The organism is Desulfitobacterium metallireducens DSM 15288, from assembly GCF_000231405.2.
Classification (GTDB): domain Bacteria; phylum Bacillota; class Desulfitobacteriia; order Desulfitobacteriales; family Desulfitobacteriaceae; genus Desulfitobacterium_A; species Desulfitobacterium_A metallireducens.
The window spans coordinates 2105820-2124856 of the sequence record NZ_CP007032.1 but is presented as its reverse complement, the minus strand read 5'-3'; the positions used below and the strand labels follow the sequence as shown (position 1 = coordinate 2124856).

The following is a 19037-nucleotide window of genomic DNA, read 5'->3' as shown; positions in this document are numbered from 1 at the left end:
TCATTACTCTCCATGATCCCATTTTCCCCGGTTGCCAACATCTTGACCTAACCCAGAAGGGGTGAAGAAACCAGGCGTTTCAACACTTTCTGGCAGATATTGTTGCTCAACCCAGTGGCCTGGGTAAGTGTGGGGATAAAGGTATCCTTTACCATGCTCTAATTTTTTGGCGCCTGGATAGTGAGCGTCGCGTAAGTGACGGGGTACTTCTCCAGTAGGATGTGTACGAACATAATCCAGGGCACTATTAATGGCATCATAGGCACTGTTGCTTTTGGGTGCTGTTACAATGGCGAGGACCGCTTGGGCGATCGGGATACGGGCTTCCGGTAACCCCAGCCATTCCAAAGCATTAGCGGCAGCCTGAGCCTGGAGCATTACTTGGGGATCTGCTAGACCAACATCCTCAGAAGCATGGACGATAATTCTGCGGACAATAAAGCGAGGGTCTTCGCCGGATTCTAATAAGACGGCTAACCAGTAAAGGGCAGCATCCGGATCAGAGCCTCGCATACTTTTGATAAAAGCTGAAATAATATCATAATGGTTATCTCCGTTTTTATCGAAACGCATGGCTCGCTGTTGAATAGATTCTTCAGCTACTTCCATTGAAATATGACGGATTCCGTCGACTGGTGAAGTGGTTAAAACAGCAAGCTCGAGAGCATTAAGGGCTCGGCGTAAATCACCATTTGCATAATTGAGCCAGTGCTCCCAGGCGTCAGGGACAATCTCAACCGCATATTGGCCTAGACCTCGTTCATTATCCATTAAAGCTTGCTGCAAACCTTGACGAAGTTCCTCAGGAGTTAAGGGATTAAGTTGAAACAAGGTTGAGCGACTCAGTAGAGCAGAGTTGATTTCAAAAAAAGGATTTTCCGTTGTGGCTCCGATAAAGGTAATTGTTCCGTTTTCGACAGCGGGTAATAGCGCGTCTTGCTGTCCTTTGTTAAAGCGATGAACCTCATCGCAGAAGACTAGCGTTTTTTTTCCATAGAGATGGAGTTGTTCTGTGGCGTTTTGAATAATCTCGCGAATTTCTTTTACTCCAGAGGATACGGCATTAATACGCACAAAACTAGCAGCGGTGGCTTGAGCAATGACATGGGCAAGCGAGGTTTTGCCTGTTCCGGGTGGTCCATATAAGATGAGAGAGCTGATACGATCTGCTTCGATGGCCCGTCGTAAAAGTTTCCCAGGCCCGAGGATATGAGATTGGCCGATATATTCATTAATGGTCCGTGGACGCATTCGGTCTGCGAGTGGGGCAACTTGATTTGGGTTGAAGGTTACTGAAAAGAGATCATCCATTTTTCTTTATCCTTTCATCCGGTTTATGCATAATAATACGTTTTAATTTTAGTATAACGAATCCTTGCCCTTTAGAAAAGTATTCTAAACAACACATATATTTAAACTTCACTTGTGATAAAAATATCTTATTAAAATACTCGGGATTAACTTGACAAATCCCGAGTATTTTAATAAGATATGGTTGACCTTAGGAATTCGTGATCCCAACCTAAGTTACCAAAGAAAAGAGATGGGGATATTTGAAGCTTTCAACACGGAGCCGATATGGTGTAAAAGCGATGTTTGACTTGGCTCAACATGCCGGTGAAGGACCGATTTCCTTAAAAAGTATCGCCGAACGACAGGGTATTTCGGAGCATTACTTAGAACAACTCATTTCAGGCTTACGAAAAGCGGGTCTGGTTACAAGTATTCGTGGTGCCCAAGGAGGTTATGTCTTGGGTAGGGAAGCAGATCAGATTCGAGTGGGTGACGTGATTCGTGTTCTAGAGGGATCCATTGCGCCCGTGGATTGCGTATCAGAGGAAGACCCCGAATGTTGTCAAAAAGCAAAATATTGCGTGACCCGAACCATTTGGGAAAAAGTGCGGGATTCGATTGCCGATGTAGTCGATTCTATTACTTTAGCAAATATGGTTCAGGATGCCAAGGGAAAAGAATCTGAACGCAATTTTGATATTTTTTATAATTAAAAGTTGAGCCATTATAAAGTTTTAGGAGGGACCTCAATGAGGAGAGTATATTTAGACCATAGCGCGACGACTCCGGTGGATCCGGAAGTTGCTCAATTAATGATGACATACTATACGGAGAAGTATGGTAATCCATCAAGTGTCCATTCCTTTGGACAAGAAGCTAAAGAAGGTTTGGAAATAGCGAGAGAACAAGTCGCTGCTTTGATTGGAGCGCAAGAGAATGAAATTACCTTTACAAGTGGTGGAACAGAAGCTGATAATCTGGCCGTTTTGGGAACGGCTGATGCTCAGCGTAAAAATGGAAAGCATATAATTACTTCAGCAATCGAACACCATGCAGTGCTTGAAACCTGTGAATATCTTGAAAAAAGTGGTTTTGAATTGACCGTAATTCCTGTCGATGAAGAAGGATTAGTAGATCCTGAAGCGGTCGCGCACGCGATTCGTCCTGATACGATTTTAATTTCGATTATGCACGCGAATAACGAAGTCGGAACGATACAACCGATTGCTGAAATTGGTAAAATTGCTAAAGAAAAGGGAGTCACTTTCCACGTTGATGCAGTCCAATCCTTAGGCAAAATACCTATTGATGTAAAAGCAATGAATGTTGATCTTCTTACCATGTCGAGTCATAAGATTTATGGACCGAAAGGGGTTGGCGCTCTTTACATTCGTAAAGGGGTCAAACTTTCGCCTCGAGTTTACGGCGGCGGACAAGAGAAAAAACGTCGTTCAGGTACAGAAAATCTACCAGGAATTGTTGGATTCGGTAAAGCTTGCGAATTAGCCGGCAAGCGGATGGAAGAAGAAGAGAAACAATTGAAAGTTCTTCGAGATAGACTTATGGATGGAATCTTGGAAAAAATAGATTATGTCAAGGTGAATGGACCGCGAGGGGACAAGCGTCTCCCCAATAACGTGAATGTTAGCGTTCAGTATGTTGAGGGTGAATCTCTTCTTCTCAGTTTGGATATGATGGGAATTGCAGCATCGAGTGGTTCGGCATGTACTTCAGGCTCTCTGGATCCGTCTCACGTTCTCCTCGCGATGGGGCTCAAACATGAAATTGCACATGGTTCCTTACGTTTTTCTTTGGGACGTCAAAACACAGAAGAGGATATCGATTATGTCCTTGAACAGTTACCTAAAATAGTCGAGCGGTTACGGATGATGTCCCCGCTCTATGATCAAATCCTTCATAACACGGCTAAGGCACAATAATTTAAGGAGTGTGTTCAGAAATGATGTATTCACAAAAAGTTATGGATCATTTTACAAATCCCCGCAATGTCGGTGAAATTCCAGATGCTGATGGCATCGGTGAAGTTGGAAACGCCAAATGTGGCGATATCATGCGTATTTACTTAGATGTTGAGGATGATATAATTAAAGATGTTAAGTTTAAAACCTTTGGTTGTGGTGCAGCCGTTGCTACGAGCAGTATGGTTACAGAAATGGTTAAAGGGAAAACGATTGATGAAGCATTAGAAGTGAGCAATGCAGCTGTTGCTGAAGCTTTAGACGGACTTCCTCCGGTTAAAATGCACTGTTCCAATTTAGCAGCAGATGCAGTACATGCTGCAATCAAAGATTATCGTGAAAAACATCAAAAGTAAGGGGTAAAAGAAAAGAATATGACAATTACCGATAAACCAAAGGTAGTAGTCGGCATGAGCGGCGGTGTGGATAGTTCCATCGCCGCCGCTTTGCTCAAAGAAGAAGGGTATGACGTTATTGGTGTTACGCTCCAGATCTGGCCTTCAGCAGGTCCAGATGTAGAAGGAGGCTGCTGTTCCATTTCGGCAATTGATGATGCAAAGCGAATTGCGTTTCAATTGGGAATCCCGCATTACGTCTTGAATTTTCGCTCTTATTTTGAGGAAAATGTGATTGATTATTTTACAGCTTCTTATCTTAAAGGAGAAACACCAAATCCTTGTGTGATGTGTAATCGTGTTGTGCGCTGGGGAGAAATGCTGCAAAAAGCTCAAGGTTTGGGTGCGGACTATATTGCGACTGGACACTATGCTCAGATTTTACGTAATCCAGAGAACGGAAGGCTTTTCCTAAATCGTCCTGAGGATACGTGGAAAGATCAGACCTACATGCTTTATACTCTGACTCAGGATCAATTGGCACATACGTTGTTTCCGTTAGCCGATTATAAGAAGGAACGGATTCGTGAAATGGCAGAAGAACGAGGGCTTCTTCGCGTGGCGCGTAAACCGGATAGCCAGGAAATTTGTTTTATTCCGGATAATGATTATGCTTCCTTTGTTGAAAAAAGAGCGACTGAGCCAATTAAACCGGGAAACTTTGTGGACAAGCAAGGTCATGTTTTAGGGCGTCATCAAGGGTTGGTACACTATACGGTGGGACAACGCAAAGGCCTCGGTGTGACGTTCGGGAAACCTATGTTTGTTGTCGGCTTTAATACGGAACGGAATGAAGTCGTGTTAGGAGAGGATCCGGAGGTGTTTTCAGATGCACTCTACGCGACGGATCTCAACTGGATGGCCATTGAGGACCTGACAGAGCCGTTGAAGGTGAGTGCTAAAATTCGTTACAAAGCTTCCTTAGCTCCTGCCATGATTTACCCTGTCGAAAATTCCGAACAAATCAAGGGGGCAATTGGAGCTTGTGTCAAAGTTCAGTTTGAAACTCCACAGCGCGCGATTACACCAGGACAGGTTGTCGTTTTTTATGATGGAGATCGTGTCATTGGTGGAGGTAAGATTATTTCTGATCCAAGAGGGATATAAATCAAATTTTAAGATGAATGAATGAATTGAATCGACTCGGGAAATAGTATTAAAGAACTATTTTGTCAGGAGGAAAATATGAGACGTGCCCGAGATCTCATTGGTTTACCCATTTTGAATCTGAAGAGCGGCGATGCAATTGGCTGGATCCAGGATGTCGTTTTTGATTCAAAGTCTCAAAAAGTCAGTGGGATGCTCTTAGAGAACGGTCATATTTTTCATTCAGGAAAAGGACTTCCACGGAGCGCGGTTGCGGCTGTCGGGAAGGATGCCTTAACCGTAAAAGACAATGAAGTTCAAAATATTCAAGGTGTTAAATGGTCCGAGAAGGTTGGCAATCAGGTATTTACCCAAGGTGGGGAAGCAAAAGGTACGATTCAAGATGTCTTCCTCGACGATTCGGCTGAAAGCATCGTTGGATTTGAGGTTTCAGATGGTTTATTCTCTGATCTGACACAAGGCCGAGGCGCGATTCTGCAGGAAAATGTCATGGTTGATGGGAAAGACGTCTTAATCATTGATGACCACGTATCTCCCTGGGACCATGATCAAGAAGGAGGTTCACTCTCATGAATTGTCCAGTTTGTGCAGGTCGAGTGATCGGCAAGGTCGGAGTAGGACAGTATTACTGCTGGGACTGCTGTGTAGAATTTACAAACCAAACCGATAAGGTAGTTATTTACGATTTGGCAGAAGATGGTTCCTTAATCGCCTGGGAAGACCCAATCCTCGATGCTGGAATTTCGGAATCTGCTTTGGAGTAAATTAAACAGAAGGAGGGATGGTCTTGAAATCAGGACAAATGGTTGGTGGAATGGTTGCAGGAAGTCTTCTTGGGGCAGCTATTGGTTATATGGTTCGCCCACGAAACAAAGCCATGTCTCTGATGCGTAAAGGTATGCGGAAGGTTAAATGGTAAGTTTCTTTGGATTATTGACTTGAAATAAAAGCGCGCTTTGTCGCGCTTTTTTATTAGGAGGAGCTCGCTTGAGAAAGCAAAGTTGGCGTTGGCTTTTCGTCTCCTTCGTCTTTGTCTTCGGATTTATTCTGCTCATGCTGGTGAAACCGGTGCTCGGTCCATTTTTACTCGCCTTTGCTCTCGCTTATGTACTCAGCCCTGTGGTCGAGGGATTAGAAAAGCGAGGAATGGGCAGGCGTTGGGCTATTGCTTGCGTCTTTATTGGGATTATTGTTCTTTTGGGAACGACATTGTTTCTCATGCTGCCTAAGCTTTACATTGAACTTTCGAAACTTGCCTTTTCACTACCCACGACGATGCAAACTTTAGATCAATCCATTCAGGACTTTCGTGCTAACTTTCGTTCGACGGGACTGCCCAATCAAGTTGCTCAAGTGTTTGACGAAAATCTTGCTCGAATTGAAGTTTATTTGGTCGAATGTTTACGCGCCTTTCTTCATACTCTACCAGAAATGTTGGCTTCTCTGAGTTTGTTTATTCTTTCCCCTGTTTTAGCCATCTATTTTTTAGCCGATTGGAAGCGGTTAAATAAAGGGTGTTTACGCCTTGTTCCTCAAAAATGGCGCTTGGAGTGGCAACGATTGCTTCAAGATATTAATCATGTTGTGCGACGCTTTATTCGTGGAGACTTAATCATCGCTGTAATTGTGGGCATCCTGACAGGGGTTGGGGTAAAGTTGGTGGGGATGGATTATGCTCTATTGATCGGGATAATTTGTGGAGTATTTGATTTGATTCCCTATTTTGGACCTGTAATCGGGGCGGTACCCTCCATTCTGCTCGGTTTAATCTATTCTCCAATGATGGGATTAAAGATCGCGATCGTGATTATTGTTGTGCAACAACTGGAAAGTGACGTGATTTCGCCTAAACTTATGGGAGATAGCGTAGGACTCCATCCGTTACTGATCGTTTTCGTGCTCTTAGCGGGGGGAGAGATTGCAGGCTTTTGGGGAATGCTCTTCTCTGTTCCTATTGCCGCCGTACTCCGAGTTATCTTAAGACACATCTATTTTCGACTGGTCTCGCCGGAAATGCAACCCGATGAAGAAGTGCTTAAGCTGACTCCGTCTGTTGACAAGTTACCCTGAGTTCCGCTATAATTTTACAACAGAAGAGTTACATAAGATTGAAGTCAAACCGATGAGGAAACCAATAGTATTTGGCCTTTTTAACAGAGAGACTCTGGCAGGTGGGAAGAGTTATGAGGTTAGATATGAACGCTATTTCCGAGGGCAAGTAAAACTTGACGAAAGCACGCGTTAAGTGCAATGACAGTTTATCTGTCCCAAAGCGACCAATCCATGCCATTTAGTCAAGGGCAATTGAATTGGTAAGCAGGGTGGTACCACGGTAAGAGCCCGTCCCTGATTAAGGGGCGGGTTTTATTTATTTTCTGAACCCATTTAGGAATTTCTAGGGAGGTAAAGTATGTATACTGGTAACGAACTGCGCGAAATGTTTCTTAAGTTTTTTGAGTCCAAGGGGCATAAAAGATTGCCTAGCGCATCTTTGATTCCGAAGGATGATCCGACGCTGCTCTTAACGGTTGCGGGGATGGTTCCTTTTAAACCCTATTTTATGCGTAAGGTTGAGCCCCCCTTTCCACGAGCAACAACCGCTCAGAAATGCGTCCGAACTCCCGATCTTGAAAATGTAGGAGTAACAGCCCGCCATCATACTTTTTTTGAGATGCTTGGGAATTTTTCTTTTGGTGATTATTTTAAAAGTGAAGTGATTCCTTGGGCCTGGGAATATGTCACTGAAGTTTTAAAGATACCGGTTAATCAGCTTTGGATTACGGTCCATCCTGAGGATGAAGATGCCAGACAACTTTGGCTCGAGAAAGCCGGAGTTCAACCGGAGCGGATTCTCAATGATCCGGAAAATCTCTGGGCTGCCGGACCCGTTGGACCCTGTGGGTATTGTTCTGAAATTTATGTAGACCTTGGAATTGAACGCGGCTGTGGAAAACCGGACTGTGCAGTCGGGTGTGACTGTGATCGTTTCTTAGAAATCTGGAATTTAGTGTTTATGCAATACAACCGAGATGAAAATGGGATGCTTACCCCATTGCCGAAGCAGAACATTGATACAGGGATGGGACTGGAACGGATTGCAGCAGTTATGCAAGGGGCAGAAACTAACTTTGATACAGACCTTTTCCGCCCGATCATTGACAAGGTCGCTGAGATTGCTGGGGTTCAATACCATGTCGAGGCGAAGACCGACATCGCACTTAAAGTCGTTGCTGACCACACTCGTGCTGTTTCTTTCATGCTCTCGGATGGAATCCGACCAGGTCGTGATGGAAGAGGGTATGTATTGCGTCGAATTCTACGCCGTGCGATTCGCTATGCGCGTCTTCTCGGAATTGATAAGCCGTTCTTGGAGCCTGTTTTTAGAATTATCCAAAGGGATTATGCGCATCACTATCCTGAACTCAAAGAGAATGAAAACTTCATCTTGAACCATTTGCGTTTGGAGGAAAAGAATTTCCAAGCCACCTTGGAACAAGGAACGTTGATGATCCAAGAAAAAGTGAAGTCTCTGCAAGAAGCGGTAGAAAACATATTAAGTGGAGCAGATGCATTCAACTTGTATGAAACCTACGGGTTCCCCGTTGAACTGACAGAAGAGATTTTGGCCGAGCAAGGATTATCTGTCGATATGGCAGGTTATGAGATTGCCGCTGAAGAACATCGCCGTTTAGCTAAAGAACAATCCCAACAAATGAGAGCTGTTCAGGAAAGTCCAGCGATCGCTGCAAAAGCGAAAGCCTTAGGTACAACTTCCTTTGATGGCTATGATGTTCTTGGGGAAAACGTGAAGATTGAAGCTCTATTCGTCAATGGAGAAGCCGTAACGGAAGCTGCCGAAGGGGATGAAGTGCTCTGTTTCTTATCCCAAACTCCCTTCTATGCCGAAAGCGGAGGTCAAGTTGCTGACCTAGGTATCCTCCGGACGGTTCGTGCTGAAGCACAACTTCTTGAAGTGAAAAAAGGCGTTACAGGTACGTATTATCATAAGTTGCTCGTGACTCAAGGAATTTTGCATACAGGAGAAATGGTAGAAGCGTTAGTAGATCAGGAAGCAAGAAAAGCCACAGCGCGCCATCACAGTGCAACTCACCTTCTTCAAGCCGCATTGCGCTCTGTTTTAGGAGAGCATGTCCAACAAGCAGGTTCCTTAGTGACACCGGAGCATTTGCGTTTTGATTTTACGCATTTTCATGCTATGACCGAGAATGAAATTCAGCGGGTAGAAGATCAGTTGAACCAAGCCATTTTGGGGAATCTTTCTGTTTCTACGGCTCAAATGGGAATCGAAGAAGCGAAGGGAAGCGGAGCGACGGCTCTCTTTGGTGAGAAGTATGGTGACGTCGTACGGGTTGTCTCGATGGGAGATTACTCGAAAGAACTATGCGGAGGAACCCATGCCCGCGCTACAGGAGATATTGGTCTTGTTAAAATCCTTTCTGAGGGCGGAATCGGTGCTGGACTGCGACGCATTGAAGCGGTTGCAGGATTGGCTAGCTTAGATTACACCCGAAAGCTGGATGCAGAACGGCTTGAACTTGCTCAACTATTGAAAGCTCAGCCTGCGGATCTTACAAAACGGGTCCAAGGACTTGTGACGCAGGTGCATGATCTTGAAAAAGAACTTCAGCAACAGACGGCTAAAATGGCCAAGTATGAAGTTGAAGGCTTAATGCAACGGGTTAAAGAGGTTGAAGGAGTTGCAGTTATCGCTGCTGCCGTGCAAGCTTCAGACATGGATGCGTTACGAAATATGGCCGATATGCTTCGAGATAAACTCAAATCTGGGGTTATCATATTAGGTGCCCCGGTTGAAGGAAAAGTCAATTGGGTCACACTTGTTAATCCAACAGGTTTAAGTGGGTTGCATGCGGGGCAGATTATTAAAGAAGTTGCGAAAATTACTGGGGGAGGCGGCGGTGGCCGACCGGATATGGCCCAAGCAGGGGGTAAAGACCCCGCTAAATTGGGTGAAGCTCTGGATCAAGTGCCCCGGATTATCCAAAGTTTTCTTAGAAAATAAAGGATAAATACGATAAAAGAGCGAATACTTCTCTAACATTGAAAAGTCCGTAGAACCGACTGCGAAGGGGGGAAACGATCATGGACGGACGTATGGAAGAAACAATGATGTTTCAATCTCAAGGAGGGGAAGCTTCACCTCGTGAAATTTTGGAACATGTATATGCTGCCTTACAAGAGAAAGGGTATGACCCAATCAACCAGTTGGTGGGGTATCTTATGTCAGGAGATCCAGTTTACATTACCAGTTATGATCAAGCGCGCTCCCAAATTCGCAAATTGGAACGCTACGAATTATTAGAGGAGCTTGTTCGCTCATACTTACAAAAGTAAAATTTCAACAGAAGCCCTCACAGCTAAAGTTGTGGGGGCTTCGTCGTTAATCATAACTTAAGATGAAAGGCGGTCCTGCGATGCGGATTATGGGGCTGGATTTTGGAGAACGGACTATTGGCGTAGCGATAAGCGATGAACTGCTTTGGACAGCTCAAGGCATTAAAACAATTCGCCGATCGAAGGCAGAGATAGATGAACTCGCTGAGTTAATTGATAAATATGAGGTTCGAGAAATCGTTCTCGGTTATCCTAAGAATATGAATGGAACACTAGGGCCGAGAGCACAATTATCGGAAGAATTTTCGGAGCTCTTACAGGAGCGATTTCAGCTCCCCGTGAAGCTTTGGGATGAGCGACTGAGTACTGTGGCAGCACAGCGTTCTTTAATCGAAGCGGATGTTTCTCGGGCGAAAAGGAAAAAAGTAATTGATAAAATGGCAGCGGTGTTTATTTTACAGGGGTATCTTGATCATCGTCAACGGAATGTTTGACAATCATTACCTCTTAGGGTAAAATGACACTATCTTTGATAAGAGGTGAATTAAATGACTGACCATAACCACGATTGTGGCCATGACCATGATCATGACCATGTCCATGACGAAGAAGAATTTGACACAGTTATCCTTACGGATGATGAAGGTCACGATCATGAATTCCTTCATCTAGACACCTTAGAACTAGACGGTTCTACGTATTTCGTGCTCCTGCCGATCACCGGCGAGGAAGAGTCTGAAGATGAAGATGAAGACACTGATGAGGCTATTATCCTGAAGTTAGGTCATGATGCAGACGGTAACGAAATGTTGCTCGACATCGAAGATGATGATGAATGGGAAAAAGTTGCTGATGCTTGGGAAAACATGGAAGAAGATGAATAGTTTTCTTCACGAAAAATTTACTCTAATAATTGATGAAAAATTCGCTTGAAATTCAAGCGAATTTTTTGTTGAACTTAAGCAATAATTTGCTCTGAAACTGTAGATTCTAATACTAATGAAATTCATTTCAGCGGTATTGGGGGCCAGAGTGATATGCAAATTATTTCTATACTTCTATTCAGCTTAACGCTACTGGTTATTCCTGGATGCAACCAAGGAAACGTAATCCCCTGGAAGATGGATACTTCTCAGGTTCCATCAAGTGTGAGCCATAACACTTTGAGTGAAGGGACTTCTCTAGAGGGCTTGGAGTTATCAGGCGTTACGGCGCAGGAAGCCCAAACGATGATTAAGGACTGGGAAGGGGACAAGCTAGCACAAAATATCCTCTTGGTGTACAATGAAAAAGAGGTTTCTGTCACGCTTAAGGAGTTAGGGCTTGCTTTAGATTTTAATACGGTTTGGGAGAAACTTTGGACGAAGCCAGGTCAGAGAATTGAGAGTGTCTTAAAATTAGACCCAATCCAAGCCCATCAAATTTTACAGGAAAAATTAGCAGATCTAAATCGATCAGCCGTGGATGCATCCTATACAATAGATAATGATCAGTTTGTAATTATACCTGCAGTCCCGGGTCAGGTCGTTCAAATCGATGCTATCCTGGACAAGCTTCGAAATCAATCGTTTGCAACTTTGCCCAAGCAAGTGGAAATTCCTGTTGCCGATGTGGCAGCGTTGAAAACCACAGAACAATTGCAAACCTTAGCTTTTAACGGAATTGTTGGCGAGTATACCACGCAGTTTAATGTTAAAGATAAAAATCGGTCAGCAAACTTAGTAGCAGCGGCTAAAAAACTTGATAAAACTTTGCTTATGCCCGGAGCAACCTTATCTTTTAATGAAACGATTGGACCGAGAACGGCTGAGACGGGTTACAAAGATGCCTACATAATTATTAATAATGAATATGTCCGAGGAATTGGTGGAGGAATATGTCAAGTTTCTTCAACCCTCTATAGTGCTGCAGTTCTTGCCAATTTGCCGATTGTCGAGCGTTATCCTCATGCGGTGGTGATTTCCTATATCCCATTAGGTCAGGACGCAACGGTAAATTATCCGAATCTCGATTTTAAATTCAAAAATGATACCTCTTCGCTCCTATATATTCGAACTGAAGTGAAAAACGGAATGATGACGGTTCGCATATATGGTAAGAAGACCGGTAAGACCGTTCGGTTTGAGCAAAAGATTGAAAAAGAGACTGACTTTCAAACGATTATGCGAGTTGATTCAAGCCTTCCTCCCGGAAAGGTTGTCCAAGATCAGGCAGGTTATAAAGGCTATATTGTCCAAACGTATCGGATTGTGAAGGATGCCTCGGGGATGGAGAGCAAGCTGTTGTTGAGTCGTGATGAATATGCACCGACGCATAAGATATTACGGGTAGGTGCGGATTAACGATTACATCTCATAGAAAGTGAGAGTGGGTATGCGGAGATCAAAGAGAATAAATCAATTAAAGAAAGGGTTAAGTTCTTTAGTCATTCTCTTAGCGCTTGCCGTCGTGAGCGGGGGAGTCTGGTGGTCATGGGCCGATCAACCCTATTCAAACCAGAATACCTCAGAGATGATTGCGATCACCCCTGGAATGACAGCGAATCAAGTGGGTACGGAACTCGAACGAAGGCATTTGATTCGCAGTGCTCGGGCTTTTCGTCTTTTGGCAAGTCAACTTCAGGCAGATTCTAAACTTATTGCCGGTGATTATCTTCTTTCAGCAGATATGAGCCCTAAATCTATGCTAACTAAATTGCTCTCAGGAACCGAAGTAGAGGCCATTCGGTTAACTATTCCCGAAGGGTATACTACTGATCAAATTGTGAATCTTTTGGTTCAAAAGGGAATCGGTACGAAGGAAGAATATGCTCAGGTTCTAGCTACAGATGGTTTTGATTATTCTTTTTTACAGGGTATTCCCCAAGATAGTCATCGTTTGGATGGCTTTTTGTTTCCAGATACCTACTTTTTGGATAAGAAGACTACCCCGCATACGGCAATTGATTTATTGCTACAACGATTTCAAAAAGAACTCACGGCGGAGGTCCAAACGCAACTTCAAGGGATGAATTTATCCATTCGGGATTGGGTTAATTTATCCTCACTTGTTGAGAAGGAAGCAGTACAGGAAACGGATCGCCCGATTATTGCAGGTGTCTTAATGAATCGACTGGACCGCAAGATGCCTCTTCAAGTTGATGCGACAATCCAGTATATTTTGGGTACCCCCAAAGCGAAGCTCTATAATAAGGACTTACAAATCGAATCACCGTATAATACCTATCTCCATAACGGGTTGCCACCTGGACCCATTGCCAGTCCTGGCCATGCATCTCTTAATGCAGTTCTCCATCCGGAAAAGAGTGATTACTTATTTTATTTGGCTAAGTCGGACGGTTACCACGTCTTTGCAAAAACATTTGCTGAGCATTTGGAAAATCAGAAGAAGTACTCATAAAAAAGTTTCGACAAAATGGTATAACTAAAGTTATATCTTAAGAAGATAGGGGTTATAAAGAATGAATTCAAGTATGGATATACAGCAAAAACCTGAATTATTGGCACCTGCAGGGGACTTTGAAAAATTAAAATTTGCTCTGGCATATGGTGCTGATGCAGTTTATGTCGGCGGAGCTGCTTACGGTCTTCGAGCATATGCAGGGAATTTTGAACCCGAGGAACTGGAACGAGCAATCAAGTATACCCACCAGGCTGGGCGCAAGATTTATGTTGCCGTGAATATCTTTGCCCATGAAGAAGACTTTGTGGGCATGGCGGAATATCTTCAACAATTGGAGTCATGGGGTGCCGATGCGGCGATTGTTTCAGACCCTGGAATTATTGCTTTGGCTCAGGAAGTCGCTCCGAAGCTTGCTTTGCATTTAAGTACCCAATCCAATAATACAAATTCACAGAGTATGCGTTTTTGGTTAAAACAGGGAATTGAACGGATTGTGCTTGCCCGTGAGCTGACCAAAGAGGAGATCGCAAAGATTCGAAAAAATGTTTCCGGAGAACTTGAAATGTTTGTTCATGGAGCGATGTGCATGTCCTATTCCGGACGATGCTTACTCTCAAATTATCTGACCGGGCGCGATGCCAATCACGGGGAATGTACACAGCCTTGCCGCTGGAGTTATGGCTTAGTCGAAGAAAAACGACCAGACGAAGTTTTTCCTATCGAGGAGGATCAGCGAGGAACATATGTTTTTAATTCTCATGATTTATGTTTGCTACCGCAACTGCCTATTCTAAAATCTTCAGCAGTGGATAGTTACAAGATTGAGGGGAGAATGAAAAGCGTTCACTATGTATCCTGTAATGTCAAAGCCTATCGGGATGCGATTGATACGTTATGGGAACAGGGTGAAGAAGCGTTCCAAACTAAGCTTCCAGGCTGGCTAGCAGAAATGGATAAAGTGAGCCATCGCGATTATTCAACAGGTTTTCTTTTTGGTAAACCTGGAGCGGACGCGCATAACTTAGAGACGTCTAACTATATTCGAGAATATAACTTTGTCGGGGTAGGATTATCTAAGAAAGAGTTACTACAGGCTAACCCTGACCTCGATTTAGATAACGCTAATTATGGATATTGGGTTGAACAGCGCAACTATTTCAGGCAAGGAGATATGATCGAAGTTCTCATGCCTGAGGGAGAACCTTGGTCCTTTGAAGTGAAACAGATGTGGGATATCGACGGTAAGCCCGTTGAAGTAGCTAACCATGGGAAACAAATCTTACGCTTAGAATTACCGCAGCCTTTACCTGAATTCAGTATCCTGAGAAAACCTAAAGTGAAGAAATAAGTCGATAAAGTATAAAAGGAAAAGAGGAAGGAAGTCCATGTCAGAACGAATTATTCCTTTTTCAGACTCGGATAAACTCGTCAAAGCCCGTGCACCCCGTTCTGAAATCCAAATGCTCGTTAAACTTGTGGAAGGATTAGGTCATCTTGGGGTGGTAACGACCTTGGATAAAGTTACAGGGGAAGTCTTATTTCAAGCCACTCAAGATACTTGGCCGGACTTACGTCAAGCTGTGGAGAAAATGGGATTAGGAGTAGAATTTCTAAAAGAAGAAAGATAGCATATTTTCGGTTATAATCAAAAAAATAAATTTTAACCAATTTTCTTAAAATTATTTTAAATAGGATTGAAATTTTAAAGCGAATCCTGTAGAATGAAGCCTGGGATGAGAAGAGTCAATAGGTCTATAGTCCTAAATTTGGAGAAAGTCTGATTTTTAAGAAAATAATACAGAGATACAGAATATAGTTCGCGTCACATAGATCTCATCTCCAGAAACTAAGTGAATAAAGGAACATAGGGGGAGCGAAATCATGGACAAAATTAAAGGCGATGTCCAAAGAATGGTTAAACGCAGAAAAGACAGTGGGTTTACCTTGATTGAACTTATGATTGTTATCGCAGTTATCGGGATTTTGGCTGTTGTGTTGGTGCCAAAGTTTGGAAGCGTAAAGACAGATGCTAAGTTGGCTGGGGTTCAGACGAATTTTCGATCTGTAACTACAGCAATTTCTGCACTTAAATCTAGTGATAGTGCTGACACAAAATTACAAGCTCAATTTGGTAATGGTACATTTGTCGATGGGGACATGAAAAACCCTATTGTTACTACTGCATCAGGAGTTAGCAATACAGTGGATTTAACATCTAATCCTACGGCGGCAGTATATGTTCTTCCTTCAACAGCAACCGTACCTTCTACTACATTTCAAGCTGGATATAAAGGTGCTGTAGTTGCCATCTTACAAGCTGATGGCATTTCGTATAAAGTATATGGGTGTGATGAAAATGGGAAATCCATATCTGACCTTGTACAACCAGTTAGTCGATAGAAAATAAAAATTATTATATCAAAAAAGGGTGTTTACCAAAACACTCTTTTTTCATCTATCTTCATCACATGACACAACATTTTCCGAAAGGAGCACCCACACATGGCTCTGAAAACAGAACGCAAGCGACTCGGAGAAATCCTGATTGCTGGAGGGTTGATCACGCCCCAACAGTTAGAAGAAGCTTTAACTGCGCAGAAGTCCCTGGGATTGAGGCTTGGTGAAGTCTTGATTAACCAAGGACTAGTTACAGAAGAGAATATTCTCCACACAATGCAGAGACAGCTGGGTTTAACGACCATTGATTTGAGCCGGATTGTGGTTCAAGAGAAAATACTCAATTTACTCCCTGAATCGGTCATCCGGAAATATAATGTGGTACCAGTTGACCTAGCCAATGGTGCTTTAATGGTGGCGATGAATGATCCGACCGATTATTATGCACTCGATGATTTACGCTTAGCTGCGGGGATGATCGTTCGTCCGGTTCTTGCCAAAGCTGTGGATATCTCTCGAGCAATTGACCGGTACTACGGAAAAAGCGAAGCAGCTAAGGCGGCTCGCGATTTCGTTAGGCAAACGGGGATGTCTCAGGTCGCGGCGGCTTCCCAAGGGGACGTGGCGACGGTTAACTCGTTCGTTCGAGCTGAGGAAGAAGATGAAGCGACTCCGATCATTCGCTTTCTGAATACGATTATTGAAAATGCAGTAAGTAATGTGACCAGTGATATTCATATAGAGCCTATGGAAGAGGAAATGCGGGTACGCTTTCGAATCGATGGCGTTTTGCGCGAAATCATGCGTGTCCCGAATAATATGGCAGCACCTGTCGTAAGTCGGATCAAGATTATGGCGAATTTAAATATCGCGGAGAAGCGATTACCCCAGGATGGACGGATAGCTTACATGGTGGGTAACCGGTTTATTGACTTGCGTGTTTCGATCATGCCCACGATGTATGGGGAAAAAGTAGTGATGCGTATCTTGGACAAGTCCGCAGTTGTGCTAGATAAAGAAGCTCTGGGGATCGAGGGGCATGACCTTGAATTGTTTGATGACCTGATTTCTAAAGCGTATGGGATCATTCTTGTTACAGGACCTACAGGAAGCGGAAAAACGACGACCCTTTACACGATGTTGAACCAATTGAATACAGAGGAAAAAAATATTATTACGCTGGAAGATCCGGTCGAGTATAATTTTCAAGGAGTCAATCAGACACAGGTTAATACTAAGGCTGGCTTGACCTTCGCAAATGGGTTAAGATCAATTTTGCGCCAAGACCCTGATATTATTATGGTCGGGGAAATGCGAGATAATGAAACAGCTGAAATAGCAATTCGCGCGGCCTTAACTGGACACTTGGTGTTATCGACCATTCATACCAATGATGCAGCCAGTGCCATTACGCGCTTGGTCGATATGGATATTGAACCGTTTCTCATTTCAGCCTCTTTGATTGGGGTTGTATCTCAACGGCTGATTCGTAAGATATGTCCCAATTGTGTCAAAGAATATCAAGCAAACAATAATGAAAAGAGATTATTGGGAATCCCAGAATATGAGAATTTAACGCTCAAAAAAGGGATGGGATGTAATGCCTGTCATGGTAGCGGTTATAAAGGGCGGATTGCTATCTTTGAATTCATGTCACTCCAAGCAGGACATCGACAGTTGATTGACAACCGGGCAACGGCGGATGAGCTACGGGAGTATGCTGTTTCGCAAAGCATGAATACGCTACAAAAAGCTGCAGCGACGAAAGTGTTAGCAGGAATTAGCACGGTTGATGAACTCTTGAGGGTAGCGTTTGTCGACGAGTGAAGAAATTATGAAGTTTGGGTTCTATGATATAATAGGGACCAAGAGGTGAGACTGAATGCAGTATAGCTATGTCGTAATTAATGAAAAAATGGCCTTGCAAGAAGGAACTTTGGAAGCAGCAGATCGAGAGGCCGCTCTCCGAATAATTTCCGGAAACGCATGGCAATTGATTACCCTTAAGGAAAAAGGTGCGCTGGCTAATGCTTTAGGTCGAAGTTTTCAAAGAAAGGTCAATTACGAATCCATTTCTGCATTTTGTAGCCAATTGGCGATGATGATTCGATCTGGCGCTAATCTTGTCAGGGGTATCGAAATTCTTCAGTCCCAAATGGAAGATAAAAAATTGAAAAACGTACTTGGAATTCTCAATCGTGGAGTTAGCCGTGGGGATTCTCTCTCGACAGCGATGCGCGAGACTGAAGGTGCTTTACCGGAACTGTTAATTAATCTCGTCGCTGTGGGTGAGGAAAGCGGAAATCTTGATACGGTGCTCGTGAGCATGGCGGAATACTATGAACGGGAAAACTTTATCCGGAAAAAGATCTCCAGCGCAGCGGTCTACCCTGTGATCCTCACTTTCGTTTTAATTGGCTTAGTGATTTTCTTTATGAAATTTATGCTGCCTGAACTTACGGGTATGATGGCAGGGACTGGGCAAAGCTTACCGGCAATTACCCAAGCCATTATAGATATATCCAACTTCATTAATCAAAATGGACTATATTTATGGGTTGGAGTGATTGCTTTTATTCTACTTATGACCAAAGGATCTAAAATACCTACGGTGCGATATTATTTAGATGCTGTGCTATTTCGCATCCCTGTATTCGGGAATAATCTTAAAAATGTTATTCTTGCCCGATTTTCACGAACACTAGCTCTTTTTCTTCATTCTGCTATCCCTATTGTCCCTATTTTAAATTCGATGGAGAGAATTGTTGGTAATCAAGTGCCCAGTCATGCAATTGTTAGTGCCAGAGAACGAATTATCAATGGGGAAACCCTAGCTCAAGCTTTCGGACAGGAAAAATTTTTCGACCCAATGATTATTCAGATGATTTCCATTGGGGAAGAAACGGGAAGACTTGAGGAATTGATGTCAGAAGTGGCTAATAGTTATGACAAGAAAGTGGAACTTGGGATATCCAAGATGGTTGCCTTAGTGGAGCCTATTTTTACGCTTATCATTGGCATCGTCGCTGGAGGGTTAATTATTGCCATTGCTCTCCCGATATTTAGTATGTCAACGAATTTGAAATAAGCA

20 protein-coding genes and 1 other annotated feature are annotated in these 19037 nt (G+C 43.4%); of the genes, 19 read left to right on the top strand and 1 reads right to left on the bottom strand.

The window, feature by feature from the left end; all coding sequences use genetic code 11:
* Positions 1-3: 3 nt before the first annotated feature.
* Positions 4-1311: a replication-associated recombination protein A gene (locus tag DESME_RS10280; RefSeq protein ID WP_006716005.1), complete on the bottom strand. Its 1308-nt coding sequence runs from the start codon at positions 1309-1311 to the stop codon at positions 4-6.
* A 242-nt stretch (positions 1312-1553) separates the two neighbouring features.
* Here DESME_RS10280 and DESME_RS10275 point away from each other — a divergent pair, with 242 nt between their 5' ends.
* From DESME_RS10275 to DESME_RS10190, 19 genes are all read left to right on the top strand, one after another.
* A complete protein-coding gene (locus DESME_RS10275) occupies positions 1554-2006 on the top strand; it encodes an RrF2 family transcriptional regulator (RefSeq protein WP_006716006.1) in 453 nt (150 codons plus the stop codon).
* 36 nt (positions 2007-2042) lie between these two features.
* Positions 2043-3233 (top strand): cysteine desulfurase NifS, encoded by a 1191-nt coding sequence (gene nifS / locus DESME_RS10270; RefSeq protein WP_006716007.1) that lies wholly within the window; start codon positions 2043-2045, stop codon positions 3231-3233.
* 23 nt (positions 3234-3256) lie between these two features.
* Positions 3257-3628 (top strand): Fe-S cluster assembly scaffold protein NifU, encoded by a 372-nt coding sequence (gene nifU / locus DESME_RS10265; RefSeq protein WP_025248765.1) that lies wholly within the window; start codon positions 3257-3259, stop codon positions 3626-3628.
* Positions 3629-3646: 18 nt separating this feature from the next.
* Positions 3647-4774 (top strand): tRNA 2-thiouridine(34) synthase MnmA, encoded by a 1128-nt coding sequence (gene mnmA, locus DESME_RS10260; protein ID WP_006716009.1) that lies wholly within the window; start codon positions 3647-3649, stop codon positions 4772-4774.
* Positions 4775-4852: 78 nt separating this feature from the next.
* Positions 4853-5347 carry a PRC-barrel domain-containing protein gene (locus DESME_RS10255; RefSeq protein WP_006716010.1) on the top strand — a complete coding sequence of 165 codons (495 nt, stop codon included), beginning with the start codon at positions 4853-4855 and terminating at the stop codon, positions 5345-5347.
* Positions 5344-5538 carry a hypothetical protein gene (locus DESME_RS10250; RefSeq protein ID WP_006716011.1) on the top strand — a complete coding sequence of 65 codons (195 nt, stop codon included), beginning with the start codon at positions 5344-5346 and terminating at the stop codon, positions 5536-5538. The genes DESME_RS10255 and DESME_RS10250 overlap by 4 nt, the downstream gene beginning before the upstream one ends.
* A gap of 23 nt (positions 5539-5561) precedes the next feature.
* Positions 5562-5693, top strand: coding sequence for a hypothetical protein (locus DESME_RS16390; RefSeq protein ID WP_282432808.1), 132 nt, complete (start codon positions 5562-5564; stop codon positions 5691-5693).
* 68 nt (positions 5694-5761) lie between these two features.
* Positions 5762-6844 (top strand): AI-2E family transporter, encoded by a 1083-nt coding sequence (locus tag DESME_RS10245; protein WP_006716013.1) that lies wholly within the window; start codon positions 5762-5764, stop codon positions 6842-6844.
* 43 nt (positions 6845-6887) lie between these two features.
* Positions 6888-7125: a binding site (T-box leader), on the top strand.
* Positions 7126-7184: 59 nt separating this feature from the next.
* On the top strand, positions 7185-9815 hold the full coding sequence (alaS, locus tag DESME_RS10240; RefSeq protein ID WP_006716014.1) for an alanine--tRNA ligase: 2631 nt from the start codon (positions 7185-7187) through the stop codon (positions 9813-9815).
* Between the two features lie 80 nt (positions 9816-9895).
* Positions 9896-10147, top strand: coding sequence for an IreB family regulatory phosphoprotein (locus DESME_RS10235; protein ID WP_006716015.1), 252 nt, complete (start codon positions 9896-9898; stop codon positions 10145-10147).
* 80 nt (positions 10148-10227) lie between these two features.
* Positions 10228-10641, top strand: coding sequence for a Holliday junction resolvase RuvX (ruvX, locus tag DESME_RS10230; protein WP_006716016.1), 414 nt, complete (start codon positions 10228-10230; stop codon positions 10639-10641).
* 54 nt (positions 10642-10695) lie between these two features.
* The gene (locus DESME_RS10225) at positions 10696-11031 is read left to right on the top strand and encodes a DUF1292 domain-containing protein (RefSeq protein ID WP_006716017.1); all 336 of its coding nucleotides are present in this window, start codon (positions 10696-10698) and stop codon (positions 11029-11031) included.
* Between the two features lie 153 nt (positions 11032-11184).
* The gene (locus DESME_RS10220; protein ID WP_006716018.1) at positions 11185-12489 is read left to right on the top strand and encodes a VanW family protein; all 1305 of its coding nucleotides are present in this window, start codon (positions 11185-11187) and stop codon (positions 12487-12489) included.
* A 31-nt stretch (positions 12490-12520) separates the two neighbouring features.
* Positions 12521-13546 carry an endolytic transglycosylase MltG gene (mltG, locus tag DESME_RS10215; protein ID WP_006716019.1) on the top strand — a complete coding sequence of 342 codons (1026 nt, stop codon included), beginning with the start codon at positions 12521-12523 and terminating at the stop codon, positions 13544-13546.
* Positions 13547-13607: 61 nt separating this feature from the next.
* On the top strand, positions 13608-14897 hold the full coding sequence (locus DESME_RS10210; RefSeq protein ID WP_006716020.1) for a peptidase U32 family protein: 1290 nt from the start codon (positions 13608-13610) through the stop codon (positions 14895-14897).
* A gap of 37 nt (positions 14898-14934) precedes the next feature.
* On the top strand, positions 14935-15177 hold the full coding sequence (locus DESME_RS10205) for a DUF4911 domain-containing protein (protein ID WP_006716021.1): 243 nt from the start codon (positions 14935-14937) through the stop codon (positions 15175-15177).
* A gap of 253 nt (positions 15178-15430) precedes the next feature.
* Positions 15431-15949: a type II secretion system protein gene (locus tag DESME_RS15415; protein WP_006716022.1), complete on the top strand. Its 519-nt coding sequence runs from the start codon at positions 15431-15433 to the stop codon at positions 15947-15949.
* Positions 15950-16051: 102 nt separating this feature from the next.
* Complete coding sequence (locus tag DESME_RS10195; protein ID WP_006716023.1) at positions 16052-17773, top strand: GspE/PulE family protein; 1722 nt, start codon at positions 16052-16054, stop codon at positions 17771-17773.
* A 55-nt stretch (positions 17774-17828) separates the two neighbouring features.
* On the top strand, positions 17829-19034 hold the full coding sequence (locus tag DESME_RS10190; protein WP_006716024.1) for a type II secretion system F family protein: 1206 nt from the start codon (positions 17829-17831) through the stop codon (positions 19032-19034).
* Positions 19035-19037: the final 3 nt, after the last annotated feature.

What these genes read in the sequence shown, in the direction of transcription:
- DESME_RS10280 (WP_006716005.1), bottom strand. Translation starts at nt 1,311, where the DNA reads ATGGATGATCTCTTTTCAGTAACCTTCAACCCAAATCAAGTTGCCCCA.
- nifS (WP_006716007.1), top strand. Translation starts at nt 2,043, where the DNA reads ATGAGGAGAGTATATTTAGACCATAGCGCGACGACTCCGGTGGATCCG.
- nifU (WP_025248765.1), top strand. Translation starts at nt 3,257, where the DNA reads ATGTATTCACAAAAAGTTATGGATCATTTTACAAATCCCCGCAATGTC.
- mnmA (WP_006716009.1), top strand. Translation starts at nt 3,647, where the DNA reads ATGACAATTACCGATAAACCAAAGGTAGTAGTCGGCATGAGCGGCGGT.
- DESME_RS10255 (WP_006716010.1), top strand. Translation starts at nt 4,853, where the DNA reads ATGAGACGTGCCCGAGATCTCATTGGTTTACCCATTTTGAATCTGAAG.
- DESME_RS10250 (WP_006716011.1), top strand. Translation starts at nt 5,344, where the DNA reads ATGAATTGTCCAGTTTGTGCAGGTCGAGTGATCGGCAAGGTCGGAGTA.
- alaS (WP_006716014.1), top strand. Translation starts at nt 7,185, where the DNA reads ATGTATACTGGTAACGAACTGCGCGAAATGTTTCTTAAGTTTTTTGAG.
- DESME_RS10235 (WP_006716015.1), top strand. Translation starts at nt 9,896, where the DNA reads ATGGACGGACGTATGGAAGAAACAATGATGTTTCAATCTCAAGGAGGG.
- ruvX (WP_006716016.1), top strand. Translation starts at nt 10,228, where the DNA reads ATGCGGATTATGGGGCTGGATTTTGGAGAACGGACTATTGGCGTAGCG.
- DESME_RS10225 (WP_006716017.1), top strand. Translation starts at nt 10,696, where the DNA reads ATGACTGACCATAACCACGATTGTGGCCATGACCATGATCATGACCAT.
- DESME_RS10220 (WP_006716018.1), top strand. Translation starts at nt 11,185, where the DNA reads ATGCAAATTATTTCTATACTTCTATTCAGCTTAACGCTACTGGTTATT.
- mltG (WP_006716019.1), top strand. Translation starts at nt 12,521, where the DNA reads ATGCGGAGATCAAAGAGAATAAATCAATTAAAGAAAGGGTTAAGTTCT.
- DESME_RS10210 (WP_006716020.1), top strand. Translation starts at nt 13,608, where the DNA reads ATGAATTCAAGTATGGATATACAGCAAAAACCTGAATTATTGGCACCT.
- DESME_RS10205 (WP_006716021.1), top strand. Translation starts at nt 14,935, where the DNA reads ATGTCAGAACGAATTATTCCTTTTTCAGACTCGGATAAACTCGTCAAA.
- DESME_RS15415 (WP_006716022.1), top strand. Translation starts at nt 15,431, where the DNA reads ATGGACAAAATTAAAGGCGATGTCCAAAGAATGGTTAAACGCAGAAAA.
- DESME_RS10195 (WP_006716023.1), top strand. Translation starts at nt 16,052, where the DNA reads ATGGCTCTGAAAACAGAACGCAAGCGACTCGGAGAAATCCTGATTGCT.
- DESME_RS10190 (WP_006716024.1), top strand. Translation starts at nt 17,829, where the DNA reads ATGCAGTATAGCTATGTCGTAATTAATGAAAAAATGGCCTTGCAAGAA.